Origin of the sequence: Kineosporia rhizophila, from assembly GCF_021277265.1 — a bacterium.
In the GTDB taxonomy this organism is placed as follows: domain Bacteria; phylum Actinomycetota; class Actinomycetes; order Actinomycetales; family Kineosporiaceae; genus Kineosporia; species Kineosporia rhizophila.
Map to the genome: position 1 here is coordinate 102,493 of NZ_JAJSOH010000001.1, position 25,521 is coordinate 128,013.

Consider the following 25,521-nt stretch of genomic DNA (forward strand, 5'->3'; position numbering starts at 1 on the left):
GTTCAAGTCTTGACTGGCGGCATGCGGGCATATCGACCGATCGCCGACCGGCGTCGGCAACTCATCGACGCCGGAATTGCCATCGGCGAACGTGAAGGTGTGGCGGCGGTGACCGCCCGCCGGGTCGCGTCCGAGGCCGGGGTCTCCCTCGGGCTGGTGTCGTACTGCTTCGCCACCAAGGACGACCTGACGGTCGCGATGGCCGCCCGTATCGCCGAGGACACGGCCGAGGCCGCCGAGGCGCCGGCCGATCTGCGCCCGCCCCCGATACCCACCCTCGTCCCCGCCGGAGCCACGCCCGAGCGCGCCGGCTCAGCCCGAGCTACCGCCCTCCGGGGCCCCGCGGAACGGTCCGCCGAACTGGAGGTGGCCCTGCGGGCCGCCCTGGAACGGCTGTGGGCGGTGCACGAGGCCAGCCCCGGGCGCCAGCTGCTGACCTACGAGATCACCACGCGCGCGTTGCGCGAGCCCCGCCTGAACGATGTGGCCCAGCAGCAGTACGACACCACCGTGCGCTCCTGCGCAGAAGTGCTGCAGCACGTGGCCGCCCAGGTGGGGGCCACCTGGGAGCGGGAGATCGACGACGTGGCCTCGCTGGTGGTGATGGCGATCGACGGAGCCACCCTGCGCTGGCTGGTGGACAAGGACTCCGCCGCGGCGCTGCGCCGGCTGAACGACGTTGCCCGGATGCTCGTCACGATGGCCCGCTGAGCCGATGCCGGCGCCGGGGGCAGGTCCGGAGTCAGGATCAGCACCGGGGGCCGTGCTGGAGCGCTCGATGGTGCACGCGCGTCTGGCCACCTCGGCCGCGTTCGTGGCGCAGGGGCTGCTGTTCACCGTTCTGCTGACCCACCTGCCCCAGTTCAAGGACCGGTTCGCGCTCGCCGACGGCACGGTCACCCTGATCGTCGTCATGGTCACGCTGATCGCCGGGGTCGGCAGCCTGGCCAGCGAGGCGCTGGCGGCGCGCACCTCCAGCCGGCTGGCTCTGCGACTGGCCCTGCTGCTGGCGGCCGTCACCGCCACGGTGATCGGTACGGCCGGCGAACTGTGGCTCTTCATCGCCGCTTTCGCGATGTACGGCATAGCCCTGGGCGGGATCGACGCGGCCTCCAACATGCAGGGCGTGGCGGTGCAGCACGGCTACGGGCGCAGCGTGCTCAACTCCTTCCACGCGGCCTGGAGCGCCGCTGCGATCGCCGGGGCGCTGTACGTGGCGGCCGGCGAGGAGGCCGGGCTGGATCTCGGGCTCTCGGTCGCCCTGGCCGCCGGCGTGGTGCTGATCATCGCCGCCGGGCCGGGGGCCTGGTTGCTCGAACCCCGATTGAAGACGTCCGGGGGCCTGGATGCGCGGTCGGCACCGGATGCGGTGGCACCGGTCGGTGAACTCCCGGGCTTCCTCAGCCGGGGGCCGCTGCTCATGCTCGGGCTGGCCCTGGCCGCCTACTGGGCCGTGGACTCGGGAGCCTCCAGCTGGGGCGCCATCTATCTCACCGACGTCCTCGATTCCTCGGACAGCGTGGCCCCTCTGGCCTACGGCGCCTACCAGGCCCTGGCTCTGGTTTCGCGGCTCTTCGGCGACCGGGCCGTGCAACGGGCCGGGGCGGTGACCACGGTGCGCGTGGGCGCGTTGATCGGCATCACCGGCACGCTCCTGCTCGTCCTGGCGCCGGCGCCCGCAGTGGCCGTGACCGGCTTCGCCCTCGCCGGCCTCGGCCTGGCCGTGGTGCCCCCGCTCTGCTTCGCCGCAGCCGGCGCCCGGGCCCGCGACCAACTGCAGGCCGACCAGCTGGTGGCCCGGCTGAACGTGTTCAACTACCTCGGCGCCCTGCTCGGAGCAGCGTTGATCGGGGCGGTGGGCAGCGGCCTGGGCCTGCGCGGCGGGTTCTTCCTGGCCGTCCTGCTGGCCGGATCACTCCTGCTCCTGGCCCAGGCCTTCCGTCCGACACTCACCGACCCGGCAGGAGCCGGATCAGCACCCCGGTGAACACCAGCACGCCGGCGACCGCGCCCAGGCTGACCGCCATCGCCTCGGGCACCGGCTGCGACTGCACCTGCGCCAGGTAGAGCGTGGTCACCCCCGCGACCCCGACCGCCCCGGCCAACTGCTGCACCGCCGTCATCACCCCGGAAGCCCCGCCCGCCTCCGCCTCCGGCACGTCGGCGATCACCAGGTCGAAGAGCGACCCCATCCCGGTGCCCATCCCCAGCCCGATCACCAGCATCGGCCCGACCAGCCAGAGCAGCTCCAGATCGGCACCCTGCCAACGGATCACCAGAGCAAGAGCCACCACGCCGAGCACGTTCACGGCGGTGCCCACGGCCAGCAGCAGCCGCGGCCGGGTGGCGACCAGGCCGGACACCAGCCCTGCGGCGAGCGCCATGCCCAGGGCCATCGGGGCCATGGTCAGGCCGGACCGGAAGGCGGAGTAGCCCAGGAAGCTCTGGGTGAACAGGGACAAGGTGAGCATCAGTCCGGCCATCCCCGCGAACACCCCCAACAGCACCAGCAGCCCGTTACGGAAACCGCTCAGGCGCAGCAGTTCCGGGGCGATCAGGGGATTGCGGCTGCGTCGTTCCCAGAGCGCGAACAGCCCGGCGAACAGCGCCCCGGCGCCCAGGCTCAGCCAGGTCCAGGCCGGCCAGTCCCGTTCCGGCCCCTGGATCAACGGGTAGATCACCAGCAGCAGGGCAGCGCCGAGCAGGGCGGCCGAGACCAGGTCGATCACCGCCCCCGGGCGCGGCCGGTCGCGCGGCATCCAGCGCAGGGCCCCGGCCAGGGCGGCCAGCCCCAGCGGCAGGTTGATCAGGAAGATCATGCGCCAGTGGGTGCCCCACAGGTCGAGCTCGATCAGGCTCCCGGCCAGGATCGGCCCACCCACCGCGGAGAGCCCGATCACCGGCCCGAACAGCCCGAACGCCTTGCCGGTCTCGGAGGGAGGGAAGACCGTCTTCACGATGCCCATCCCCTGCGGCAGCAGCAGCGCCCCGAAGGCGGCCTCGAGCACCCGGAAGGTGATCAACTGGCCGGGCGAGGTGGCCAGGGCACAGGCCAGCGAGAACACGGTGAACCCGCTGACCCCGATCAGGAAGAGACGGCGCCGGCCGAACCGGTCGCCCAGCCGGCCGCCGACCACCAGCAGCACCCCGAACGTGAGCGTGTAGCCCGCGGTCAGCCACTGCATGGTCGAGGGCGCGCCGCCCAGATCGGCCCGGATCGACGGGGCGGCGATCGTGACCACCGTGGCGTCGAGAAGATCGAGGATCTCGGCCACCAGAACGACAGCGAGGATCCGCCAGCGCCAGGGGTGGCCGGTTCCCTGACCCACCCAACCAGGCTCACGGACGTCTTCAATTGAGGCTCTGACCTGCTCCGACATACCAACCCCGCTCCGACCGGCAACCAGACGAACAGCGTTCGTTACGAACACCGTACGCCGCGAACGCCGTTCGTTCAATCGGGTTCGGCCCTATGCTGGGCCCGATGTCCGAGAAGGGGCCGGTCAGCCGGCGTGAGCGCCCGTCCAAACCCGCCCTGAGCCTGGAGACGATCCTGGACACGGCGATCGCCTTGCTCGACGCGGACGGCCTGGACGGGGTCACCATGCGCCGGGTCGCCCAGCAGCTCGACACCGGCGCGGCCTCGCTCTACGTCTACGTGCGCAACCGCGAGGACCTGCTGACCCTGGTCTGGGACCGGATCGCCGGGGAGATCGAGGTGCCCGGGCCGGAGTCCGGCGACTGGCGCGCGCGGCTGGTCCAGCTCGTGCTCAACTCGATCGAGAACCTCGGCCGGCACCGCGACCTGGCCATGCTCGGCCTGGCGGTGGTGCCGCTGGGCCCGAACTCGCTGCAGGTCAGCGAGGCCATGGTCGGGATCCTGGCCGAGTCGGGGCTCGGCCGGCGGGCCCAGGTGTGGGCGGTCGACCTGCTCGCGCTGTACATCGTGGCCACTGCCGCCGAGAACGCGGCCCGGCAGCGCGAGGGCTCGCACGAGGTGGCAGAGTCGCAGACGATCCTGGCCGGTGTGGCTCCGCAGACGTTTCCGCACCTCCATGAGCTGCGCACCGAGTTCGCAGCCCTGGGCCCGGAGACCGGGGCCCGTCAGCGCTGGATGGTCGAGGCCCTGGTGAACGGCATCCTGGCCACCCCCACCAGCGAGAACTGACCTCGGGCTTCACCCGGGACCAGATCTGCCCGAAAGGACGAGATGAACGGCGTTCAGCTGCTGCTGGTGGTGATCGCGGCGATCGCGGTGACCGGTCTGGCCCACCGCAAGGGCCTCCAGGCCCCGCTGGTGGTGCTGGTGATGGGGCTGGCCGCCTCGTTCATCCCGGGCATGCCGCGGCTGGAGCTCGAGCCGCACATCATCCTCAGCATCGTCCTGCCCCCGCTGCTGTACTCCACGGCCCTCGACTTCTCGGTGCCCAGCTTCATCCAGAACATCCAGCCGATCCTGCGCCTGGGCGTGGTCCTGGTGCTGATCACCGCCTTCGCGGTGGGCGGGGTCGCCTTCTGGTCGGTGCCGGAGCTGACCTTCGGCGCCGCGCTGGTGCTGGGCGCCGCGGTCGGCCCGCCGGACGCGGTCACCGCCGTGGCCATCGGCCGGACCCTGGGGGTGCCGAACCGGGTGATGACCATCCTGACCGGCGAGAGCCTGATCAACGACGCCGCCGCCCTGACCCTGTTCAGCGTGGGCGTCGCGGCGGTCACCGGCAGCCACACCGTGGTCGACAACCCGGTGCTGTTCTTCGTCTACACCTCGGTGGTCGGTGTCCTGGTCGGCCTGGCCCTGGCCGTGGTGGTGCTGTGGGTGCGCCGGCGGCTGCACGAGCCCGGCCTGGAGACGGTGCTGGGACTGGTCGTGCCGTTCTCCGCCTACCTGCTGGCCGAGGAGTTCCACGGCTCCGGCGTGCTGGCGGTGGTGATGGCCGGCTTCTGGATCGGCCACAACCAGGCCACCTCGGGCTTCGCCACCCGGCTGCAGGAACGCCAGCTCTGGCGCAGCATCGACATCCTGCTCGAGGCCTTCGTGTTCGCCTACATGGGCCTGCAGATGCGCTTCGTGATCGACGACGTGTTCAACGTCCACCACGAGCCCGTCGACCTGATGATCATGTCGTCGCTGCTGGTGCTGCTCACCGTGCTGGTGATCCGGCCGCTGTGGGTGTTCGGCTTCGCCGGTGGCCGGCAGTTGGTACGCAAGGGCCTGGCCTCCACCCCGCCGGTGGAGAACCCGAAGGTGCCGTTCCTGGCCCACAGCATGGACAAGGCCCGCGACCGCACCGCCCGCGGCGCGAACTGGCAGACCAACGCGCTGATCTCGTGGACCGGTATGCGCGGGGTGATCACCCTGGCGGCGGCCTCCGGGGTGCCGTTCTACACCGAGAGCGGCGAGCCCTTCCCAGGCCGCTCGGCCATCCAGTTCATCGCCTTCGTGGTCGCCGTGGGCACCCTGCTGCTGCAGGGCCTGACCCTGCCCTACCTGGTCAAGCGGCTGGACATCTCCGGCGAGATCGAGCACCAGAAGGAGATGCAGCAGCGCCGGTTCGCCCGTGAGGTGGCCCGGAAGGCGTCGAAGAAGGCCGTCAAGCAGACCCTGGCCGATCCTCCCGACGGCTGTGACCCGACACTGCTGGAGGGCATCGCCGAACGTTTCCGGCACGCCCAGGAGACCCGCGAGGACCTCCTGCCGGACGACGAGGACGACCCGGCCCTGCGCGAGCTCGCCCGCAAGGACCTGACCCGCGCGGTACGGCTGCTGCGCGAGCGCATGCTCACCGCCCAGCGGCAGGCGCTGATCGCCGAGCGCGACGCCGGCAACCTCGACGACGAGGTGCTCCGCGACCTGCTGGAGCACCTGGACTACGAAGAGGCCGCCACCGCCACCGGTTCGGCCGCCCGTCTGCACTGAGCCTCAGCGCTGGCCGGGCAGCTCCACGGTCATCGTGGTGCCCCGGCCGGGGGCGGAGTCGACGCGGATCGTGCCACGGTGCGCGTCGACCACGCCCTTGACCACGGCCAGGCCGAGCCCGGTGCCCGGGATGCCCCGCTCGATCACCGAGTTCGACCGGAAGAACCGGGTGAACAGGCGGGCCTGCTCGCCCTGCGGGATGCCGATGCCCCGGTCCCGCACCTCCAGCCGTACTCCGCCGGGCCCGGCCGACACCTCCAGATCGATGACGTCGGCCCGGCCCCCCAGCGGACGGTTGCCGGTGGGTGGGGGCGAGAACTTCACGGCGTTGCTGAGCAGGTTCACCAGCACCCGCTCCAGCTGCGACGCATCACCGAGGACGACCGGGAGCCGTTCGGCGATCTTCACTTTCAGGGTCATCCCGGCCTGCCGGGCGGCCGGTTCCACGGTGGCCACCGAGGCCTCGACCAGGTCGGGGAACGAGACGGCGCGGAACTGACCGGATCCGGCGTGCCCGGACTCCATCTTGGACAGCACCTGCAGGTCCTCGACCAGGCTGAGGACGTTCGCACTGTTGCGGTCGATGATGTCCAGGAACTTCTGGTTCAGCTCCGGATCGAGGTCACGGTCGCGCAGCATCTCCACGTAACCGCGGACCGAGGTCAGCGGGTTGCGCAGCTCGTGGCTGACGGCGGCGACGAAATCGGTCTTCATCCGGTCGATCTCGCGCAGCTGGTTGTTGCCGGCAGCGAGCTTCTCGGCCCGCGACATGATGTCGGCCCGGGCCGCCCGCAGGTCCGACTCGACCCGCTTCTGCCGGGTGATCTCGGTGTAGATCGCGCCGATGCCGAAGATCTCGCCGTTCTCGTCGCTGATCGGGTAGCGCACGCACAGCAGATTGCGGGAACCGTCGCTGCCGGGGAACTCCTCCTCCCGCTCCACCACGATCGAGGTGTGCAGGCAGCGGGCGTCGAGTTCGGTCATCTCCCGGGCCTTCTCGGCCGGGAAGATCTCCGCGTCGATCTTGCCGGCCAGGGTGTCCGGGGCCAGCCCGCACAGCCGCTCGAACTGCCGGTTGGCCAGCAGGTAGCGGCCGTCCACGGCCTTCACGCTGATCGCGGCCGGGGAGTGGTCCACCAGCCCGGCCAGGATGGCCGCGGTCTCCCGCTCACGCCGCTCGGCCTCCCGCTTCTCGGCGGTGAGCCGGCGGGTGGCCAGGGCGTGGTCGACGGCCGGGCCGAGCCGGGCCAGCCGGTCCTTCAGCAGGTAGTCGACCGCGCCCAGGCGCAGCGACTTGACGCAGGTCTCCTCGTCCATCTGGCCGCTGACCACGATCACCGGCACCTCGAGGTGCATCTCGTGCAGCCGGGCCAGTACGGTCGGCGCGTCCAGACCGGGCAGCGAGTAGTCGCACAGGATCACCCCGGGCGGCGGGTCCAGGGCGGCCAGCATCGCGTCCAGGGTGTCCACCCGGGTCCAGTCCGGGCCGAAGCCGCTGCGGACCAGTTCGGCCACCATGAGCTCCGCGTCGGCCGGCTGGTCCTCGATGATGAGCAGCCGGAAGCTCCTACTCACGAAACCTTTTCCCCCATGCAGTTCGGCCGCGACGGTACCGGCGCTGCTGGCCGAGCGGGCACCGATGCGGGAGCCAGTTAACACCCGGCGGTCCCGTCGGCCCGGGAGAATCGCCGGGAGAAGGCGAGCCCGCCCCCCAAAGACGCCCCGATCGTCCGTTATTCGCCGATCGCCCGAGCCAGGCCCCACTGATGGTGGATCGGCCCCTGAGTGCGCCCCAGCGGCTGCACCAGTCCCACGCCGGAGCGCTCGGCGATGATCTCCGCGCAGATCGACACCGCCGTCTCCTCCGGGGTGCGGGCGCCGAGGTCGAGCCCGATCGGTGAGTGCAGCCGGGCCAGGTCGGCCTCGACGGCACCGGCGGCGCGCAGGCGGCTCAGCCGGTCTTCGTGGGTGCGGCGGCTGCCCATCGCACCGAGGTAGCCCACTTCGGTGCGCAACGCGGCCAGAACGGCGGGCACATCGAACTTCGCCTCGTGGGTGAGCACGCAGATCGCGTCGCGCCGGGTCAGGGTGGGCCCGATCCGGCCGAGCAGACGGTGCGGCCAGTCCACCACCACCTCGTCGGCGTGCGGGAAGCGGGCGCGGGTGGCGAACATTTCCCGCGCGTCGCACAGGGTGACCCGGAAGCCGAGCACCGAGGCCACCTGGCTGAGCGCCGCGGCGAAGTCGACCGCCCCGAAGATGATCATGCGAGCCGGGGGCAGGAACGACTGCACGAAGACACTCACGTCGCTGCGCCGGGCCTCGCCCCGGGGGCCGTAGCGACGCACCCGGGAGCTGCCCACGCCGAGCTCCCCCTCGGCATCCCGGGCCACCACCCGGTCGAGTTCGGCGTTGCCCAGAGAGCCCAGCAGAGGACGTCCGGGGCACAGCACGGCGGTCGCGCCCGACTGGTCGAGCGTGGTGAGCAGCGCCACCGGCTCGCCCGCCCGCACCGCCTCGGCCAGCCGGTCGTACCCGGACAGCCGGCCGGCCGGCTGGATCAGCAGGTGGATCGTGCCTCCGCAGGTCAGGCCGACGGCCAGGGCGTCGTCGTCGGAGTAGCCGAAACTGACCAGCTCACACTCGTCGCGCTCGATCAGCTCCAGCGCGGCCGCCACCACGGCCCCCTCGACGCAGCCGCCGGAGACCGAGCCCAGCACCTCGCCGTCCTGGTTCACCGCCATCGCGGCCCCGGGCTCACGAGGACCGGAACCGTCGACGTCGACCACCCGGGCCAGGGCCCAGCGCCGGCCCTGGGCGCGCCAGCGGTCCAGGCCGGTCAGCAGCTCACGCATCAGCCCTCCCCATCTGGGACGGAAGCCTACGGTGCGGGTGGGGCGCTGTCCCGGGTCGATCGACGTACGGGCGCTCAGGGCGCGGGGCGGCGCAGGGCCTGGGGCAGGAACGCGGCGCCGGGACCCCACTGGGCCGCCTGGTCCTCCAGGTTGGAGATGCGGCAGCGGGCCAGCGACAGGCAGCCGCAGCCGATGCACGAGTCGAGCTTGTCGCGCAGCGCCACCAGCGCCTCGATCTGCTCGTCGAGCCGCTGCGACCACGACTTCGAGATCGCCGTCCAGTCGGCCTTGGTCGGGGTGCGGGAGGCGGGCAGCCGGTCCATCGCCTCGCGCACCTCCTCGAGCGAGAGGCCGACACTGCGGGCTGCGCGGATGAAGGCCAGCCGGCGCAGCACCGCCCGCTCGTACCGGCGCTGACCGCCCGCCGTGCGCGTGGCCGAGATCAGGCCCTCGCGCTCGTAGAACCGCAGCGCGGAGGCGGCCAGGCCGCTGCGCCGGGTGAGCTCGCCGATGGTGAGCAGCTGATCGGCCCGGGGCTTCGGGTCGGAAGTCATGCCGCCAGGATACTAGACCTAAAGCTGAATTCAACTAACAAGATGGGACCGGGACGAGAACCCCTCAAGCTCAGGAGAAGACATGCCCACTGCACTGATCACGGGCGCCTCCAGCGGCCTCGGCCGGGCCCTGGCCACCGACCTGGCGCAGGACGGCTGGGACCTGGTGGTAGATGCCCGCGACGCCGACCGCCTGCACGCCGCCCTGGCCGGCCTGGGCCCGAAGGTGCACGCCGTTCCCGGCGACATCACCGATCCGAGTCACCGTCAGGCCCTGGCCGAGCACGCCGCCGAGCTGGATCTGCTGGTCAACAACGCCGGTGGCCTGGGCCCCAGCCCACTCCCCCCGCTGTGCGAATTCCCGCTCGCAGCACTGGAAGACCTCTACCGCGTCAATGTCGTCGCCCCACTGGGCCTGATCCAGCTCACCCTGCCGGCCCTCAGCGCCCGCAACGGCACGATCGTCAACATCACGTCGGACGCGGCCAGCGCCGTCTACCCCGGCTGGGGTGGCTACGGCTCCTCGAAGGCCGCCTTGGAACAGATCGGCGCCGTACTGGGAGCCGAGAGCACAGGGGGCCTGCGGGTGTACTCGTTCGATCCTGGTGATCTTCGAACTCCCATGCACCAGGCAGCTTTTCTCGGCGAGGACATCTCCGACCGCCCGCTGCCCGAGACCGTCGTACCGGCCTTCCGCCGGCTGATCGAGCGCCGCCCACCCAACGGCCGTTACACCGCGGCCGAACTGAAGAACCGCGAAGGAGCGCCCGCGTGAGCACAATGATCCAGCCGTCGACCAGTTTCGAGCTTCCCGAGGGGTCCGAGGCCACCGAACCACCCGAGGCCCGCGGCCTGGCCCGGGACGGCGTCCGACTGCTGGTGGCCGGGCGGGACGAACTGCACGACACCCGTTTCCACCGGATCGGCGAACACCTCGACCCTGGCGACCTGCTGGTGGTGAACACCTCGGCAACCCGGGCCGCCGCGATCCCCGGTGAGCACACCCGGCTCGGCCGGGTGATCGTCCATTTCTCTCTCGAACTGCCCGACGGCTCCTGGGTGGTCGAAGTACGCACGTCGCCACATGCGTCCAAAAGCATTCGTACCTGCGTGCCCCGCGACGAGATCCAGCTCGACGCCGGCCCGCTGCTGCACCTGTCCACCCCGCACGGGCGATCCGGCCACCGCAGCGGCACCCGGCTCTGGCGCACCCGCCCGATCGACGCCCAGGCGCTGCAGAACGCTCCGGCTCAGCCCATCCGCTACGGCTACCTCGAGCGGCCCTGGCCCCTGGAGACCTACCAGACGGTCTTCGCCGACCCCCGGGACGTCGGGGCCAGTGCCGAGATGCCCAGCGCCGGGCGTCCGTTCAGTACCGATCTGGTGACCCGCCTGGTCTCCCAGGGCGTCCGCCTGGCCCCGATCACCCTGCACGCCGGGGTCTCCTCGCTGGAGACCGGCGAGGCTCCGCCCGCCGAACCGTACCGGGTGCCGGAGTCGACCGCGGCCCTGGTGAACTGGACCCGCCGGACGGGTGGCCGGGTGATTGCAGTGGGTACCACCGTCACCCGGGCCCTGGAGTCGGCGGTCGGGCCCGACGGACGAGTACGGCCCGCCCGCGGCTGGACCGACCTGGTGATCTCCCGCGAGCACCCGGTGCGGGTGGTCGACGGTCTGGTCACCGGCTGGCACGACCCGCAGGCCACGCACCTGCTCATGCTCGAGGCGGTGGCCGGGGCCGACCTGGTCCGGCGGGCCTACCAGCAGGCGGTGAGCAGCGGCTACCGGTGGCACGAGTTCGGCGACTCGTGCCTGTTCCTCCCCCAGGGGTGAGAGGGCGGCCGTAGGCAATTCACCCTGTAGGCCATTCGGGTCCACGTCGATGCGGTGGGGAGTCGGGAAGCAGACCGCTTCCCCGGCGGAAACCGTCGTACGACCGAGGAGCCCACCATGAGCAGCATCGTCGTTGTGGACGACGACTCCGACATCCGGGGTCTGCTGGAATTCAAGCTGTCCGCGGCTGGTCACACGGTGACCGCCGAGGCCGACGGCGAGGCCGGACTGGCCGCCATCATGGACGTCCGCCCGGACGTCGTGGTGCTGGACTGGATGATGCCGCGGATGAGCGGCATCGAGGTCTGCCTGGAACTGCGCAAGGACCCGTCGATGGCCGACATCCCGGTGCTGTTCCTGACCGCCAAGGCCCAGGAGTCGGACGTCCAGCGCGGCTTCGCGGCCGGCGGCAACGACTACGTGATCAAACCTTTCAGCCCGCGCGAGCTTTCCAGCCGGATCGACGCGCTGTTGGCTCGGACACCACGATGAGCACCGAGGCGATCCTCCTCGTCGCCGCCACCCTGAACCTGGCCCTGATCATCGGGCTGTCGGTCAGCACCGCCCTGCTGAAGGCCCGGCGCGAGCGCCGGGCCCGTCGGCACGAGGAGGAACTCGCCCTGCTGCGACCGGTGATGATGCGCTACCTGGCCACCTGGGAGGACGGGGACGCGCACGACCTGGCCGACATGCTGATCGGCTACCGCGGCGTGACCACCTCGTTCGAGGAACTGGTGGCCGGGCTGCTGCCCAAGCTGAGGGGGGCCGACCGCAGCATGCTGGTCGACATCCTGCGTCGGCGGGGCACCATCGAGGAGGCCCGCCAGGGCACGTTCTCCCGCCTGCCGGTGCACCGCTACCGCGCGGTGGAACTGCTGGGCGCGGCCGGGGTGAGCGAGGGGATCCCGGAGGCCGGACGGCTGCTGGGCGACCGCAACACCGACGTCCGGCTCGCCGCGGTGCGCGCCCTGGGCCGGATCGGCACCGGGGAAGCGGCCACGGCGCTGCTGGAACACCTGGACTCGGAAGCAGTGCAGAAGTACCCGATCCCGCCGCACCCGGTCACCATGGCCCTGCTGCGGATCGGTACCGACGCGACCGAGCCGCTGACCCGGGCCCTGGAGGCCGACTCGGTGGAGGTCCGGACCATCTCGGCCGAGGTGCTCGGCGTGCTCGGCGTGTACCCCGCGGTCTCCGGACTGCAGGTGCGGATGCGGGTCGACCCGAGCGTCTCGGTCCGCCTGGGCGCCGCCCACGCCCTGGGCCGGCTGAGCATGCCCGGCTCGGTCGACGACCTGACCGCGATGCTGCGCACCGAGGAGGACGTCGAGGTCCTCGCGGCCGCCTGCACCGCCCTGGGCCGGATCGCCGATCCGGCCTCGATCCCCGACCTGGAGCAGGCCGTCGCCCACCCGCACCCCACCGTCCGGGTGGCCGCCGCGATGGCGCTGGCGGCCTTCGGGGACACCGGCCTGGACCGGCTGCGCCAGATCGCCCAGCAGGACGCCGAGGGCGGTGACGCGGCGAGGGAGGTCCTTGCCCGGAACTCGATCGCGACGGACACCACGCCGTTGATCTCCTACTGAGGGGGACTGGCCGAACCATGAGAGATTTCCTCGAATCCGCGGTGATCGGATTCAACTCGTTCGTGATCATCTACTTCCTGGCCCTGAACTCGCTGTACCTGGTGATCGTCCTGATCGCCGCGAGGGCCCAGCGGCGGGCCCAGCGGATGTCGTCGGAGACGGCGCTGGAGGACCTGTTCGCCAACCCCCTGACCCCCGGCGTCTCGGTCCTCGTCCCCGCGTACAACGAGGAACCGAGCATCGTCTCGAGCGTGCACTCGATCCTGGACCTGCGTTACCCGCAGCTGGAGGTGGTGATCGTCGACGACGGTTCCACCGACGGCACGTTCGACGTGCTGCAGCAGGAGTTCGAGCTGCAGCCGAGCACCCGCGTGGCGGCCGGCGTGGTGGAGACGGTGGGCACGGTGAACTCCGTGCACATCTCCCGCGACGGTCAGATCGTGGTGATCCGCAAGGAGAACGCCCGGCGCCGCGGCGACGCCCTGAACGTGGCCCTGGAGTACTCCCGCTATCCGCTGGTCTGCATGATCGACGCGGACTCGGTGCTGGAGAAGGACGCCCTGATGCACGTGGTGCGGCCGTTCGTCGACGACCCGGAGCGGGTCGCCGCCTCGGGCGGGGCGATCCGGCCGATCAACGGCTGCCCGACCGAGCGCGGGATGATCCTGGAGAAGCGCCTGCCCAAGGCCTGGGCGCCGCGGATCCAGGTGGTGGAGTACCTGCGCTCGTTCCTGCTCGGCCGGGTCGGCTGGTCGGCGTTCAACGGCCTGATGATCATCTCCGGCGCGTTCGGCCTGTTCCGCCGGGACCTGGTGCAGCAGATCGGCGGCCTGACCGCGGACTCGCTGGCCGAGGACGCGGACCTGGTCAACAGCCTGCACCACCGGCTGCGCAAGGAGAAGCAGGACTACCGCATCGTCTTCGTGCCGCACCCGGTGTGCTGGACCGAGGTGCCGGAGAACCTGAAGATCCTGAGCCGGCAGCGCCGTCGCTGGTCGCACGGGCTGATGGAGGTGCTGTGGCGCTTCCGGGCGATGATCGCCAACCCGCGCTACGGCCGGATGGGCATGCTGGTACTGCCCTACTACGTGGTCTTCGAGCTGCTCACCCCGATCGTCGAGATCATGGGCCTGATCTGCCTGCCCCTGGGGCTGGCCTTCGGCATCCTGAACTGGCAGGCGGCGGTGCTCTACGCCCTGGTGGCGATCGGCTACGGGATCCTGTTGTCGGTGGTCGCGATCGCGGTGGACGACGTGTCGTACAAGACCTACCGGCGCTGGAAGGACCTGGGCATCCTGCTGGTGGCCGCGTTCCTGGAGAACTTCGGTTTCCGCCAGCTGCACGCCTTCTGGCGGCTGCGGGGTCTGTGGTCGGGCCTGCGCGGTTCTAACGCGGCCTGGGGAGAGATGCCCCGGGTCGGCTTCAAGGACACCTCCGGGGCCGCTGCGGGCTGATCGCGACAGGGCTTTCGGTTGACGCGGCTGACAGTTCAAGGGGCCTCCAGCCAACGGGGCTTCGAACAGAGGACGTCGGTGAGCACCTCAGGTGCCCACCGACGTCTTTCGTTGTGGGTGGGGTTGGGCCAGGCGCGCCGGCGCCCACCCACGTCACTAGTTTTATTCTCGACTAGTCGTGTACTGTGACTAATCAAGGAACGGGTTAGAGCACAGGGAGTGCGTTCGATGGGGCGGGAACCGGGTGCGACATGGCGGAAAGCCGCCCTGGAACTGGCGATCCTGGCGGTTCTGACCCAGGGCGAGGGGCACGGTTACGCCCTGGCCCAGCGGCTGAGTGAGCTCGGCCTGGGGCAGATCAAGGGCGGCGCCCTCTACCCGGTGCTGAACCGGCTCGAGAGCGAGGGGTACGTCGAGGCGAGCTGGCAGGCCGGTGAGGGCGGTCCCGGCCGCAAGGTCTACGCGCTCACTGCCGACGGCCGCCGGAAGCTGACCGAGGAAAGGCAGCAGTGGCGCGACTTCTCGACCGCGCTGGACACGATGCTGAGCGATCTCGCCCAGGAGGGGCTGTGACGAGTTTCCGGAAATGGCAGAGCGAGGCCAGGTCGGCACTCCTGAACCGAGGGGTCGACGGGGACACCGTGCAGCACCTGCTGGACGAGGCCCGGGAGCACCATCGCACCAGCGGGACAGACCCGGCCGAGGCCTTGGGCACTCCGGCCGAGTTCGCTGCGTCGGTGGCCGCCGAGCAGGACGACTCACAGGTCGGACGGGTCGACACCCAGGGCCTGACCGTGGCCGAGTACCTCTGCGGCAGCGGGCTTCTCCTGGTGGTGGTGACGTTCGTGATCGCGGCGGTGCGAACCGTTCTGGGCCCGACGCCGCAGTTCCGGGTGTCCATTGCCGGTCTGGCGGGAACGGCTTCGTTCGTCCTGGCGTGGCTCGCCATCACCATCGGGGCCGACGCGCTCCGGGCTGCCGGACGTCCTCGGCTGGCCCCCTGGAGTTTCGTTGCGGCGGTGGCCCTGGTTCCGGTGACGGTTCTCGCGGCAACAGCACTTCCGCAGGACGAATGGTTCACGCTGTCGGCGCCGGTCATCCTGGTGGGGCTGTTCCTGATGGCCGCGGCCATGACCATCCCGCTGGGGCGAAACCTGCGCTCCGGAAGGGCAGATCCGGATCCGGCCGAGCCCGAGGCCTGGTTCTCTCGGCTGGAGGGGCTGCTGGTGGGCCGCCACGACCTGCCCAAGGCCCGAGCGGCGGAACTGGTGGCCGAGGCCCGCAACCACGCCGCCAGCAGCGATGCCGATCCCCGCTCCGAGTTCGGCGCACTGAACGCGTATGCGCAGCGTCTGGCCGAGAGTCTTCCCGACCGGCGACTGCCCTGGTGGCGGCGGCCGGAGCCGAGAGTCTGGTACTACCTCGTGCTCACGCTCATCTTCGTGGCCATCTCCGCGAACGCCTGGGTGCACTCGGAGGGCTGGAACACTGTCTGGCCCGTCCTGCTCGCGGTCGGCAACGCCGTCGCTGCCCTGAGAACCTACCGGCGCACGGGCAGACGCACCGTGACCGTGCTGCCCTGACCCAGCACCGAGTCCATCGTGACGCTGCCGCCGTGGTTCTCGACGATCTCGCGGACCACGGCCAGCCCCAGTCCGGTGCCCGGGATCTTGTGCGCGGCATCGCTGGCCGAGCGGAAGAAACGGTTGAACAGCTTGGGCAGTTCCTCTGCGGAAACGCCCAGGCCGCTGTCGATCACCCGGATCACCACCTGCTGGTCGGACGCCTCACCCTCCACCGTGCCCCGCACGATCACCCTGCCACCCTCGTTCGAGAACTTGACGGCGTTGCTCAGCAGGTTCAGCAGCACTCGTTCCAGCTGGCCCCGGTCACCCAGAACCGGTAGTTCACCGTCCATCTCGAGCTTCAGGCTGACATTGGCCGTCTCGGCGCTGGGTTTCAGCACCAGCAGCGCCCCCTCGGACAGGTCGGCCAGGTCGACCTCCACGGCCTCGTGGGTCAGCGTGCGTGAGTCGATCTTCGACAGCAGCAGCAGGTCCTCGACCAGGTTCAGCAGCCGGCGGGCGTTGCGGTCGATGATGTCGAGCATCTTGGTGGTCTGGCTGTCGGCCCCCTCGGCCTCGTCCAGCAGCAGCTCGGCGTAGCCGCGGATGCTGGTCAGCGGGGTGCGCAGCTCGTGGCTGACCGACGCGACGAACTCGGTCTTCAGCCGGTCCACCTCGCGCAGCTCGGCGTTGGCCACGTCGAGTTCCTGGTTCCGGGCCTCCAGTTCGGTGCGGGCCCGGCGCAGGTCGGCCTCGACGCGTTTCTGCTCGGTGATGTCGACCAGGATCGACCCGACCGCGAACACCGTGTCGGTGCCGTCGCGCACCGGGTAGCGCACGGCGTGGAACGTGCGCTGCTCACCGTCGATCGCGAACAGTTCCTGGCGCTGCACCACCTCGGCCCCCGCGGTGCGGATCGGCGCGGCGCTGGCCAGGGGCGGGTGGTCGGTGGAGAGCTGGTTGTACAGGTCGTTGCTGACCATCGTGCGGCCGCTCAGGTTCTGCACGCTGATCGCCGCGACCGAGTGCTCCACCAGGCCGAGCAGGATGTTCATGGTCTCGTCGCGGCGCTGCTCGGCCAGCCGGGCCACCCGGTCCAGTTCCCGCCGGGCCAGGGCGTGGTCGATCGCCGGGCCCAGCCGCGACAGCCGGTCCTTCAGCAGGTAGTCGGCCGCCCCCAGGCGCAGCGAGTTCACGCAGGTCGCCTCGTCCATCGTGCCGGAGACCACGATCAGCGGCAGGTCCGGCTGCTTGGCCTGCAGAATCGCCAGCGCGTCGGGCGCGGTCATCGTGGGCAGCGTGTAGTCGCAGATCACGACCTCGGGCTCGTCGTCGAGCGCGCGCAGGAACTTGCCCGCCGTGTCCACGATCGTCGCCACCGGTTCGTACCCGGCCCGCCGCACCTCGGTCAGGATCAGCTCGGCGTCCGGCGGGAAGTCCTCAGCGACCAGCAGGCGCAGTGGTGTTGGCACGTGGGTACTCCGTGGGGGTTCGGTTCAGGGCGACCCAGTAGCGTCCGACGTCCGCGATCGACCGGAAGTACTCGTCCATGTCGACGGGCTTGACGACATAGCTGTTGGCGCCGAGGGCGTAGCAGGACGCGATGTCCCGTTCCTCCGCCGAGGAGGTCAGCATCACCACCGGGACCACCACCAGGTTCGGCGTGGAGCGCAGTTCCCGCAGCGTCTCGATCCCGGTCATCCGGGGCATCTTCACGTCCAGGAAGACCGCCCGGGGCAGGTCGGCCGGGTCAGCGTCGGCCCAGCGGCCCCGGCAGGTCAGCCGGTCCATCGCCTCCAGGCCGTCCCGGGCCTCCTCGATCCGCCCCCGGAACTTGTTGCGCCGCAGCGTGTGCTGCAGCAGCTCGCGGTCCTCCGCGGAATCGTCGACCAGCAGGATCCAGTCCTGCTGGCTCGCCACCTCGTTCATCGTGCTGCCCCCCGCTCGAACCCGAGTCGTCCCTCACAGCACGAGCCGGACCGGCCGTCCCCGCCGGCCTGGTTCGGGCAGCGCCCTCTGCTGGGCCGCCCGGCGAGAATGCTCCCAGATGATCACAGTTCGGCGACGTCGACCACGTCGTGCGTCCGGGTGATATTGACGTCCACCACCACGTGCTCCCGGGGTGAGCTGTTCAGCCAGCCGCGCACCCGGGCGATCCGTACCGCCTCTTCCCGGCTGTGCACCCCGAGCTTGCGATAGAGGTTGCGGCAGTGCGACTTGAGGGTGTTCTCGGAGACGAACAGCTCGGCGGCGATCTGGGCGTGGGTCAGTTCGCCGGTGAGCTTCTCGAGCACCACCAGTTCCCGTCGGGTAACCCCCACCCCGTCGTCCGGCTGGGCCCCCGCCTGGTCCAGCCGGGCGATCAGGGCCCGGCGCCAGGGCGAGGCCTCCGGGGATCGGCGCAGCATGGTTGAGGCGAGCACCCGCAGCGGCGCGGGCCCGTCGAGGAAAACCCGTATTTGACCGTCGGGTTCGGCAGTCACCAGGGCCTCGTTGAGAATTTCGGACGCTTGTGCGCGCCGGCCGGCAGCGAGCGCCGCGGCGGCTTCGCCGAGGATCCGGCGCAACCTGTCCTCCAGACCGGTTCCGTGAGGCCAGTTCTCGAGGACCTCGGAGACCTGGTTCCCGTCCTGGCGCTGGAGAGCGAGCCCCAGGCGTACGGCGGCCGTGGCGGGCACTGTCGGGGCAGCATCCAGGCAGGCTTGCGCCGCAGCGTGGTCCCCGTCCAGTTCGGCCAGGCGGGCGCGAGCCAGGGCCAGGCGCACCCGCAGGGCGGCGGGCAGGTAGTCGTCACCGTCGGCCCGTAGACGTTCCAGCTCGGCGCGGGCCTGGGGCAGATCACCGAGATCGAGCAGGAGTCGCGAACGCAGCACCCGATGGGCCTGGGCCAGAACCGCTCCCCCGTCCTGGTTCACCACGAACTGCGCTGGACCGTCGGACGATTGGGCCAGGCACCGCAGCCCCTGCTCCGGTTCCCCACGAGCCCGGAGCACCTCGGCCCGGGCCAGGTCCACCAGATTCGCCAAGGCAGAATCCGTCAGGCCGGCCTGAGCAGCCAGCCGGGTGGCGCGCTCGGCCAGGCGCTGGGCGGCGGACAGTTCCCCAGCCCAGGCCGCGGCCAGGGCCTCCACCCCGAGCCCGATCAGGAGCACATAGGACGGAAGGCGATCGGCGCCCATTTTCCACGCGGCGGAGAGGTGACGGGTAACGGCGAGCTGGTCCCCCTCGAACAGCGCCGCCCGAGCAGAGAGCACATTCAGCACCGCAGAGACGGATTCGTGATCACGCATGCCGAAGAAGGCCGGCAGCGCATCCGCCGAGGCCGGCAGAGGGCCGATACGTCCGGCGAAAGATCTGATCACGACGACCGCAGTGGCCCACCAGGACGCCGGCCGGTCCCCACCGAGAACCTGGGCCGCGAGCAGATGGTCTCCACAGCCGGCAGCGGCCAGGGCGACCAGAGCCCGATGTGAATCGTCGGGCTCCCACGAGCCTGCTGGCAGGGCCGACAGGACGGTATGCAGTTGCGCTGCCTTCCAGTCCCGAAAGCCATGAGGTGCAGCCCGTTCCAGCTCGGTCAGCACCTGGGGCCAGGCTCGGGCGGCCAGGAAGCAGTCCACCGCCAACCGCCCCTGCCCCGCCCCCGAGGCCGCTTCTCCGGCCCGGCGGAACGCGTCTGAAGGTCGATCCCCCTGCAGCACTGCGACCTGGCGGGCGGCGGCCAGAACAAACGGATGATAGTCGTTACGCGGCAACGCTTCCTGCGAACGACCAGGCCAGTGCTCGTTGGTCAGCCCCCAGCGACGGGCCTCTTCCAGCAGAAGGGCCGGGTTCCCGCCGGGCACGAGCGCCTCGCACAGGCCAAGGTCCTGCGTGATGCCGGGAACGACGCTGGTCCGGAGCACGAAGTCGCGCAGATCCGACGGCAGCTCATCGAGCACGAGATCAGCCGCCAAACGGGCCAGTTCGTCATCGACGGCCAGTTCGGCAGTTGGGTCGTCGGGGCTGACCCGGGGCAGGGGCACACCCCTGCTGCGGCCGAGCGCCAGCACCCCGGCCGGCCAACCCCCACTGTGCCGATGGATTCTCTCCACCCGGGCAGCATCTACGCGTATTCCACTCAGCGCCGCCAACTGGGACTGCACCACGTCGACCGGCCACCACAGGTCGTCCCCGCGGACCTCGGCCAGCTGCCCGGCCAGCCGCACCGCCAGGGCAGCCGGCAGCACCTCTCCGCGACCGACGAGAACCAATTGTGGACGTCTCTCAGCTGCCAGTACGAGGTCCACGACCCGCTCCAGCCCGGCCGGGCCCAGCGACTCAGCGCCGTCGAGCACCACGAGACCGGCCAGATCCTGAGCCGCATGACCACGAACGGCGGGCTCGACGACGTCTTCAAGCAGACGCTCTTCGGCCGCCCCCCGCAGCGACACCCAGGTCCACGCGACCCTGGGCTGCCGGGACAGCCAGCTACGCACCAGACGGGCCCGGCCCGAGCCCGGAGGGGCGGCGACCACAATCACCCGGAGTCCGGGACGCGCCTGGGGCAGGCGCAGCACCGACTCCCGGAACCACCAGCCCTCGGCCTCGTCCGATCCGGGCGGGGCTGAGCTCCGGTCATGGCGCCACACTCTCGACACCTGACAAAACGTAGCAGGCTATTGACAATGCGTGACGACGCGCCACGACGTGCCGCCGCCCGCCCGGTCCGAAATGATGTCCGGGACAGTGATGACGACACCGGCTCGAAGGACAAGGAAACACTGATGCCCGAAGCTCTTTACAGTGCGACGTCGACGGCCTGGGGCGGGCGTGAGGGCCGGGCCGCGTCGTCCGACGGCCGGATCGACGTGTCCCTGTCGATGCCGGCCGGTCTGGGCGGCGACGACGGGCCGGGCACCAACCCCGAGCAGCTGTTCGCCACCGGCTACGCGGCCTGCTTCCACAGTGCGCTGAAGGGCGCCGCCCGCAGCCAGCAGGTCGACCTGAGCGACTCGGCGGTGTCGGTGACGATCAGTCTGCTCGGTTCCTCCGAGACCGGGCTGGACCTGGCCGCGCGGATCGAGGCCCAGGTCGGCGGGGTGGATGCGGCGACGGCCGGGCGTCTGCTGGAACTGGCCCACCAGATGTGCCCCTACAGCCGGGCCACCCGGGGCAACATCAGCCAGGAGGTCGTGCTGATCGGCCCCGATCCCGAATAGACCCCGAACAGAGTTATGGACGTCATCCGGCGGGAGGGTGCCCGGGTCATCCTGCTCGACGCGCTCGGGCGGGTGCTGCTGATCCAGGGCGGCGATCCGGCCGCACCGGAAGTGGGCCTGTGGTGGTTCACTCCGGGCGGCGGGGTGGACGAGGGTGAGAGCCAGCAGGCGGCGGCGGTCCGGGAGCTGCGCGAGGAGACCGGCTTCGTGGTCACCGGCGAGCTGGGGCCGGTGGTGCACGAACGCACCGCCGGTTTCACCTTTCAGGGCCGGCCGCACCTACAGCACGAGGTGTTCTTCCGGGCCGTGCTCGGCGAGAACGTGCAGGGCGGTGACCTCGACCGTTCCGGCTGGACCGAGCTCGAGCGCGACTCGCTGACCGACGTCCGCTGGTGGTCCGCCGAAGAACTACGCACCACCAGCGAGACGGTCTATCCCGAGTACCTCGTCGAACTGCTCGACCTACTCGACGGGTAGGAGCCCCCGACGTTCCAGCAACGGCTCCAGACGCGGCGGGCGTCCGAGCACCTTCTCCACCGCGGCCATCGGATCCACTCCCCCACCGCGGGAGAGCAGCTCGTCGCGGAACTTCTGGCCGGAGCGGCGGTTCAGCCCGCCCTGCCGCAGGAACCACTCCTCGGTGTCCGCGTCGAGCACCTCGCTCCACAGGTAGGAGTAGTAGCCGGCGCTGTAGCCGCCGCCGAAGATGTGCTCGAAATACGTGCTGCCGTACCGCGGAGCCACCGCGGGCAGGTCCAGGCCGTGCCGGGCCAGCACCTGCCACTCGAACTCCTCCACCTGCTCGGGAGTGATCGGCGGCTGATCGGCCCGGAGCTGGTGCCAGGCCTGGTCGAGCAGGCAGGCGCCGAGCATCTCGACGGTGGCGAAACCCTGCCCGTACGACTGCGCCGAGATCACCGAGTCCAGGGCCGACTCCGGCAGCGGCTTGCCGGTCTCGTGGTGCACCGCGTAACGACGCAGGAGTTCCGGCTGCCAGGCCCACATCTCGTTGACCTGGGAGGGGAACTCGACGCAGTCGCGCGGCACCTCGGTGCCGGAAAGAGCCGGATAGCGGACGTCCGACAGCAGACCGTGCAGCACGTGACCGAACTCGTGGAACGCGGTGCGCACCTCGTCGAGGGTGAGCAGCGTGGGGGCGCCGGTGGGTGGGTGGCTGAGGTTCAGATTGATGACGATCACGGGCGCCTGTCCCAGCAGGCGGGACTGGTCGGCGAAGGAGCTCATCCAGGCTCCGCCACGCTTGGCGTCCCGGGTGTACCAGTCGGTCAGCACCAGGCCGAGCCCGGCGCCGGAGTCGCTGAACACCTCGTAGACGTCCACCTCCTCCTCGTAGCCGGCCAGGTCGTCACGCCGCACGAAGTGCAGCCCGTAGAGCCCCTCGGCGGCGGCGAAGATGCCGTTGCGCAGCACCGAGTCGAGCTCGAAGTACGGCCGCAGCCAGGCCGAGTCGCGGGCGAAGCGCTCCTGCGCGACCTGCTCGGCGTAGTAGGCCCAGTCCCAGGGCTGCAGCTCGCCCTCGAACCCGTCGGCGTGCAGTCGTGCGGTCAGCTCGGCCTGGTCGCGGCGGGTGTTCTCGACCGCGGGCCCGACCAGCCCGGTGAGCAGCTGCATCACCGAGTCGACCTGCTTGGCGGTCTGGTCGGCCACGGCGTAGTCGGCGTGCGAGTCGAAGCCGAGCAGCCGGGCCCGCTCGGCGCGCAGGGCGGCCTGGCGGGTCAGCGTGGGCCGGGTGTCGTAGACATTGCCGCGCCGGCCGCGGGTGACCGAGGCCAGGTACAGCCCCCGCCGCACCTGCCGGTCCTTGAGCGCGGTGAGCGCCGGCTGCACGGTGGGCAGGCGCAGGGTGAGCAGGTAGCCGCGCACGCCCCGGCTCTGGGCGGCGGCCTTGGCAGCAGCGATCTCGTCGTTCGGCAGGCCCTCCAGCCGGGCCCCGTCCTCCACGTGCACGGCCAGGTCGTTGGCGTCGGCCCGCAGGTTCTCCCGGAAGGTGGCGGCGAGCTGGGCCAGCTCGGCGTTGATCTCCCGCAGCCGGGCCTGGTCGGCCGCCGGGAGGGCCGCTCCCGACCGGACCATCTCGTCGTGGTGACGCTCCAGCAGCCGCCGGGTCTCCTCGTCCTCGATCGCGTCACGGTCCGCGTACAGCGCGCTGATCTTGGCGAACAGCCCGGCGTCCATCGTGATCGCGTCCCGGTGCGCGGTCAGCAACGGATTCACCTCGTCCTCGATCTGCCGCAACCCCTCGGTCATCGAGGCGGCCGACAGGTTGAAGAAGACTCGGGAAACCCTGCCCAGCAAGGCTCCCGAGGACTCGAGCGGGTCGAGCACCGTTGCAGGCGACACCGCGCGCTGATCGGCCACCACGGCAGCCACCTCGGCGGCCTGGGCGGCCATGCCGGCCCGGAAGGCGGGCAGGAAGTGCTCCTCACGAATGCGGGTGAACGGTGGCAGACCGTAAGGAAGATCACTCTTTCGGGCGAAAGGATTCACCGGATCCAGGGAACTCTGCGGTGTCACGAGCGTTGCCTCCAGGAGAACGAATCCTTGCTTACAGGTGGCCCCGGAGGTACAAACAACAGATGACCCAGACCTCCGTGCGCCTTGGAACCCGGAACGCCGGGGAGTCGAAATGGGTCGATCTCGCCGACGGGCCGGTGCACTACGTCGATCATGGCGGACCGGCGGGAGCACCGCTGGCCGTGCTGGTGCACGGCCTCGGGGGCTCGCACGCCAACTGGGCCGCGATGGCCCCGCTGCTCACCCACCGCCTGCGGGTGGTCGCGGTCGACCTGGCCGGGTTCGGGCTCACCACCGCCGGGGTACGGCCCTCCAGTGTCAGCGGCAACGCCGATCTGCTGCACCGGTTCGTCACCGCGTTGTCCGACCAGCCGGTGATCCTGGTGGGCAACTCCATGGGCGGGATGATCAGCTCGATGGTCACCGCCGCCCACCCCGAGGCGGTCCGCGACCTGGTGCTGGTCGATCCGGTGCTCCCGCTCACCGCCGCCCTGCCGGACGGCAAGGTCACCGCCAACATCCTGCAGGGGGCGCTGCCGCTGCGGGCCCGGATGGCGCTGGCCCGCCGGCGCGGGATCATCCCCAAAGACAAGCAGGCCATGCAGCTGGTGACGTTGTGCTGCGACGACCCGGACAAGGTCACCGCCGACGTGATCGACGTGCACCTGGCGCTGGCCGAGCGGCGTGGCTACGTGGACGAGACGGCGCGCGACTTCGCGATGGCAGGGCGCTCGATGGTGTTCACGGTGATCAGGTGGCGGGAGTACGCCCGGCTGCTGTCCTCGATCCAGGTGCCGGTCCTGCTGATCCACGGCACCCGTGACCGGCTGGTGCCGTTCCGGGTGGCCCGGGTGGCCGCCGCGGCGTACCCGCACTGGGCCTTCGCCCCCGCCACCGGAGTCGGCCACGTGCCGATGCTGGAAGCCCCGCAGTGGTCGGCCGACCGCCTGCTGGAGCGGCTCTAGAACCCGATTGAGGACGGAGGTGAGCCACCCACGTGGGTGGCTCACCTCCGTCCTCACTTTCGTTCTGGCTCTTTCTAGACCCGGGCCGGTTCGTTGACCGCGGCCGCGATCTCGCTCAACACCCGGTCGGTCTCGTCGTGCGGTACCTGGCAGGTGCCGGCCGCGTGGTGCCCGCCCCCGCCGTACTTGAGCATCAGCTGCCCGACGTCGACCGGTGAGGTGCGGTCGAGGATCGACTTGCCCACCGCCAGCACGGTGTTCTGCTTCTGCTTGCCCCAGATCACGTGGGCCGAGACCCGGCACTGCGGGAACAGCGCGTAGACCATGAACCGGTTGCCGGCGTGAATGATCTCCTCGTCCCGCAGGTCCACCACCACCAGGTCACCGCGCACCGTGCAGACCCGCTGCAGCTGGGCCACGAACAGCTCGGACTGCTCCTCGAACAGCCGCACCCGCTCGGCCACGTCCGGCTCGGCCAGGATGTCCTGCACCGTGGCCTCGTTCAGCACGCTGTCGATCAGCTGCATCATCAGCTGGTAGTTGGAGATCCGGAAGTCCCGGAAGCGGCCCAGGCCGGTGCGGCTGTCCATCAGGAAGTTCAGCAGCGTCCAGCCCTCGGGCCGCAGGATGTCCTCGAGGTCGTAGTCGGCCGAGTCGGCCTGGTCGACCGCCCGCATCAGCTCCTCGGAGATCATCGGGAAGGCCGCGGACCCGCCGTAGTGGTCGAACACCACCCGGGCGGCCGAGGGCGCGTCCTCGACGATCACGTGGTTGGCCGGAGTACCGCCGACCCGCAGGGTCTCGCTGTGGTGGTGGTCGAAGACCAGGTAGGCCTCCGGGGCGTAGGGCAGGTTGGTCAGGATGTCGTTCTCGGAGACCTCGATCAGGCCGTCCTGCACGTCCTTGGGGTGCACGAAGGTGATCTCGTCGATCAGGTCGAGCGCCCGCAGCAGCACGGCGCACACCAGACCGTCGAAGTCGCTTCGCGTGACGAGGCGGTACTTGCCTGCCGACATCTGCTGTCCTCCCGGGTTCGAGCGAGGACCGGATCAGCCCACC

The 25,521-nt window shown here is 70.6% G+C and carries 23 protein-coding genes; 14 read left to right on the top strand and 9 right to left on the bottom strand.

Annotated features, from left to right (window positions below; genetic code table 11):
• The first annotated feature begins 21 nt into the window (after positions 1–21).
• Together LWF15_RS00445 and LWF15_RS00450 are read left to right on the top strand one after the other, a co-directional pair.
• A complete protein-coding gene (locus tag LWF15_RS00445; RefSeq protein ID WP_232808288.1) occupies positions 22–711 on the top strand; it encodes a TetR/AcrR family transcriptional regulator in 690 nt (229 codons plus the stop codon).
• A gap of 67 nt (positions 712–778) precedes the next feature.
• Positions 779–1,987: an MFS transporter gene (locus LWF15_RS00450; protein WP_232808289.1), complete on the top strand. Its 1,209-nt coding sequence runs from the start codon at positions 779–781 to the stop codon at positions 1,985–1,987.
• Here LWF15_RS00450 and LWF15_RS00455 read toward each other — a convergent pair.
• Positions 1,950–3,329, bottom strand: a complete 1,380-nt coding sequence (locus LWF15_RS00455; protein WP_232808290.1) for an MFS transporter — start codon at positions 3,327–3,329, stop codon at positions 1,950–1,952. The two genes, LWF15_RS00450 and LWF15_RS00455, sit on opposite strands and share 38 nt — an antisense overlap.
• A gap of 155 nt (positions 3,330–3,484) precedes the next feature.
• Here LWF15_RS00455 and LWF15_RS00460 point away from each other — a divergent pair, with 155 nt between their 5' ends.
• Both LWF15_RS00460 and LWF15_RS00465 read left to right on the top strand, forming a co-directional pair.
• Positions 3,485–4,168, top strand: a complete 684-nt coding sequence (locus tag LWF15_RS00460) for a TetR/AcrR family transcriptional regulator (RefSeq protein ID WP_232808291.1) — start codon at positions 3,485–3,487, stop codon at positions 4,166–4,168.
• 42 nt (positions 4,169–4,210) lie between these two features.
• The gene (locus tag LWF15_RS00465) at positions 4,211–5,914 is read left to right on the top strand and encodes a cation:proton antiporter (RefSeq protein ID WP_232808292.1); all 1,704 of its coding nucleotides are present in this window, start codon (positions 4,211–4,213) and stop codon (positions 5,912–5,914) included.
• A gap of 3 nt (positions 5,915–5,917) precedes the next feature.
• On the opposite strand, the gene LWF15_RS00470 is transcribed toward LWF15_RS00465, so the two are convergent.
• The 3 genes from LWF15_RS00470 to soxR form a co-directional block, all read right to left on the bottom strand.
• Positions 5,918–7,489, bottom strand: coding sequence for an ATP-binding protein (locus tag LWF15_RS00470; protein WP_232808293.1), 1,572 nt, complete (start codon positions 7,487–7,489; stop codon positions 5,918–5,920).
• Between the two features lie 158 nt (positions 7,490–7,647).
• Positions 7,648–8,769: an XdhC family protein gene (locus LWF15_RS00475; protein WP_232808294.1), complete on the bottom strand. Its 1,122-nt coding sequence runs from the start codon at positions 8,767–8,769 to the stop codon at positions 7,648–7,650.
• Positions 8,770–8,843: 74 nt separating this feature from the next.
• Positions 8,844–9,323: a redox-sensitive transcriptional activator SoxR gene (soxR, locus tag LWF15_RS00480; RefSeq protein WP_232808295.1), complete on the bottom strand. Its 480-nt coding sequence runs from the start codon at positions 9,321–9,323 to the stop codon at positions 8,844–8,846.
• Positions 9,324–9,405: 82 nt separating this feature from the next.
• On the opposite strand from soxR, the gene LWF15_RS00485 reads away from it, so the two are divergent.
• The 7 genes from LWF15_RS00485 to LWF15_RS00515 all read left to right on the top strand — a co-directional run bounded on the left by LWF15_RS00485 (position 9,406) and on the right by LWF15_RS00515 (position 15,779).
• Complete coding sequence (locus LWF15_RS00485; RefSeq protein ID WP_232808296.1) at positions 9,406–10,098, top strand: SDR family NAD(P)-dependent oxidoreductase; 693 nt, start codon at positions 9,406–9,408, stop codon at positions 10,096–10,098.
• Between the two features lie 5 nt (positions 10,099–10,103).
• A complete protein-coding gene (locus LWF15_RS00490; RefSeq protein ID WP_232808845.1) occupies positions 10,104–11,156 on the top strand; it encodes an S-adenosylmethionine:tRNA ribosyltransferase-isomerase in 1,053 nt (350 codons plus the stop codon).
• Between the two features lie 117 nt (positions 11,157–11,273).
• Positions 11,274–11,648 (top strand): response regulator transcription factor, encoded by a 375-nt coding sequence (locus LWF15_RS00495; RefSeq protein ID WP_232808297.1) that lies wholly within the window; start codon positions 11,274–11,276, stop codon positions 11,646–11,648.
• Positions 11,645–12,742, top strand: a complete 1,098-nt coding sequence (locus tag LWF15_RS00500) for a HEAT repeat domain-containing protein (RefSeq protein ID WP_232808298.1) — start codon at positions 11,645–11,647, stop codon at positions 12,740–12,742. Before LWF15_RS00495 ends, LWF15_RS00500 begins: the two co-directional genes overlap by 4 nt.
• Positions 12,743–12,759: 17 nt before the next feature.
• Positions 12,760–14,196 carry a glycosyltransferase family 2 protein gene (locus LWF15_RS00505; RefSeq protein ID WP_232808299.1) on the top strand — a complete coding sequence of 479 codons (1,437 nt, stop codon included), beginning with the start codon at positions 12,760–12,762 and terminating at the stop codon, positions 14,194–14,196.
• Positions 14,197–14,424: 228 nt separating this feature from the next.
• A complete protein-coding gene (locus tag LWF15_RS00510) occupies positions 14,425–14,769 on the top strand; it encodes a PadR family transcriptional regulator (protein ID WP_232808300.1) in 345 nt (114 codons plus the stop codon).
• A complete protein-coding gene (locus LWF15_RS00515; protein ID WP_232808301.1) occupies positions 14,766–15,779 on the top strand; it encodes a hypothetical protein in 1,014 nt (337 codons plus the stop codon). Before LWF15_RS00510 ends, LWF15_RS00515 begins: the two co-directional genes overlap by 4 nt.
• Here the strand turns inward: LWF15_RS00515 and LWF15_RS00520 are convergent.
• The 3 genes from LWF15_RS00520 to LWF15_RS37195 all read right to left on the bottom strand — a co-directional run bounded on the left by LWF15_RS00520 (position 15,737) and on the right by LWF15_RS37195 (position 20,401).
• Positions 15,737–17,233, bottom strand: coding sequence for an ATP-binding response regulator (locus LWF15_RS00520; protein WP_232808302.1), 1,497 nt, complete (start codon positions 17,231–17,233; stop codon positions 15,737–15,739). The genes LWF15_RS00515 and LWF15_RS00520 overlap by 43 nt on opposite strands.
• Positions 17,202–17,690 (bottom strand): response regulator, encoded by a 489-nt coding sequence (locus LWF15_RS00525; protein ID WP_232808303.1) that lies wholly within the window; start codon positions 17,688–17,690, stop codon positions 17,202–17,204. The genes LWF15_RS00520 and LWF15_RS00525 overlap by 32 nt, the downstream gene beginning before the upstream one ends.
• Positions 17,691–17,812: 122 nt before the next feature.
• Positions 17,813–20,401 (bottom strand): LuxR C-terminal-related transcriptional regulator, encoded by a 2,589-nt coding sequence (locus LWF15_RS37195; protein WP_232808304.1) that lies wholly within the window; start codon positions 20,399–20,401, stop codon positions 17,813–17,815.
• A 126-nt stretch (positions 20,402–20,527) separates the two neighbouring features.
• Between LWF15_RS37195 and LWF15_RS00535 the strand changes: the two genes are divergently transcribed.
• On the top strand, positions 20,528–20,962 hold the full coding sequence (locus LWF15_RS00535) for an organic hydroperoxide resistance protein (protein ID WP_232808305.1): 435 nt from the start codon (positions 20,528–20,530) through the stop codon (positions 20,960–20,962).
• A gap of 15 nt (positions 20,963–20,977) precedes the next feature.
• On the top strand, positions 20,978–21,439 hold the full coding sequence (locus tag LWF15_RS00540; protein WP_232808306.1) for an NUDIX hydrolase: 462 nt from the start codon (positions 20,978–20,980) through the stop codon (positions 21,437–21,439).
• Here LWF15_RS00540 and LWF15_RS00545 read toward each other — a convergent pair.
• Complete coding sequence (locus tag LWF15_RS00545; RefSeq protein ID WP_232808307.1) at positions 21,425–23,470, bottom strand: M3 family metallopeptidase; 2,046 nt, start codon at positions 23,468–23,470, stop codon at positions 21,425–21,427. The genes LWF15_RS00540 and LWF15_RS00545 overlap by 15 nt on opposite strands.
• An 89-nt stretch (positions 23,471–23,559) precedes the next feature.
• Between LWF15_RS00545 and LWF15_RS00550 the strand changes: the two genes are divergently transcribed.
• Entirely contained in the window at positions 23,560–24,462 is a 903-nt protein-coding gene (locus LWF15_RS00550; protein ID WP_232808308.1) for an alpha/beta fold hydrolase, read from the top strand.
• Between the two features lie 74 nt (positions 24,463–24,536).
• Here the strand turns inward: LWF15_RS00550 and LWF15_RS00555 are convergent, their stop codons facing one another.
• A complete protein-coding gene (locus tag LWF15_RS00555) occupies positions 24,537–25,478 on the bottom strand; it encodes an exopolyphosphatase (protein ID WP_232808309.1) in 942 nt (313 codons plus the stop codon).
• Positions 25,479–25,521: the final 43 nt, after the last annotated feature.

What these genes read in the sequence shown, in the direction of transcription:
- LWF15_RS00445 (WP_232808288.1), top strand. Translation starts at nt 22, where the DNA reads ATGCGGGCATATCGACCGATCGCCGACCGGCGTCGGCAACTCATCGAC.
- LWF15_RS00450 (WP_232808289.1), top strand. Translation starts at nt 779, where the DNA reads ATGGTGCACGCGCGTCTGGCCACCTCGGCCGCGTTCGTGGCGCAGGGG.
- LWF15_RS00460 (WP_232808291.1), top strand. Translation starts at nt 3,485, where the DNA reads ATGTCCGAGAAGGGGCCGGTCAGCCGGCGTGAGCGCCCGTCCAAACCC.
- LWF15_RS00465 (WP_232808292.1), top strand. Translation starts at nt 4,211, where the DNA reads ATGAACGGCGTTCAGCTGCTGCTGGTGGTGATCGCGGCGATCGCGGTG.
- LWF15_RS00475 (WP_232808294.1), bottom strand. Translation starts at nt 8,769, where the DNA reads ATGCGTGAGCTGCTGACCGGCCTGGACCGCTGGCGCGCCCAGGGCCGG.
- soxR (WP_232808295.1), bottom strand. Translation starts at nt 9,323, where the DNA reads ATGACTTCCGACCCGAAGCCCCGGGCCGATCAGCTGCTCACCATCGGC.
- LWF15_RS00485 (WP_232808296.1), top strand. Translation starts at nt 9,406, where the DNA reads ATGCCCACTGCACTGATCACGGGCGCCTCCAGCGGCCTCGGCCGGGCC.
- LWF15_RS00490 (WP_232808845.1), top strand. Translation starts at nt 10,104, where the DNA reads ATGATCCAGCCGTCGACCAGTTTCGAGCTTCCCGAGGGGTCCGAGGCC.
- LWF15_RS00495 (WP_232808297.1), top strand. Translation starts at nt 11,274, where the DNA reads ATGAGCAGCATCGTCGTTGTGGACGACGACTCCGACATCCGGGGTCTG.
- LWF15_RS00500 (WP_232808298.1), top strand. Translation starts at nt 11,645, where the DNA reads ATGAGCACCGAGGCGATCCTCCTCGTCGCCGCCACCCTGAACCTGGCC.
- LWF15_RS00505 (WP_232808299.1), top strand. Translation starts at nt 12,760, where the DNA reads ATGAGAGATTTCCTCGAATCCGCGGTGATCGGATTCAACTCGTTCGTG.
- LWF15_RS00510 (WP_232808300.1), top strand. Translation starts at nt 14,425, where the DNA reads ATGGGGCGGGAACCGGGTGCGACATGGCGGAAAGCCGCCCTGGAACTG.
- LWF15_RS00525 (WP_232808303.1), bottom strand. Translation starts at nt 17,690, where the DNA reads ATGAACGAGGTGGCGAGCCAGCAGGACTGGATCCTGCTGGTCGACGAT.
- LWF15_RS00535 (WP_232808305.1), top strand. Translation starts at nt 20,528, where the DNA reads ATGCCCGAAGCTCTTTACAGTGCGACGTCGACGGCCTGGGGCGGGCGT.
- LWF15_RS00540 (WP_232808306.1), top strand. Translation starts at nt 20,978, where the DNA reads ATGGACGTCATCCGGCGGGAGGGTGCCCGGGTCATCCTGCTCGACGCG.
- LWF15_RS00550 (WP_232808308.1), top strand. Translation starts at nt 23,560, where the DNA reads ATGACCCAGACCTCCGTGCGCCTTGGAACCCGGAACGCCGGGGAGTCG.
- LWF15_RS00555 (WP_232808309.1), bottom strand. Translation starts at nt 25,478, where the DNA reads ATGTCGGCAGGCAAGTACCGCCTCGTCACGCGAAGCGACTTCGACGGT.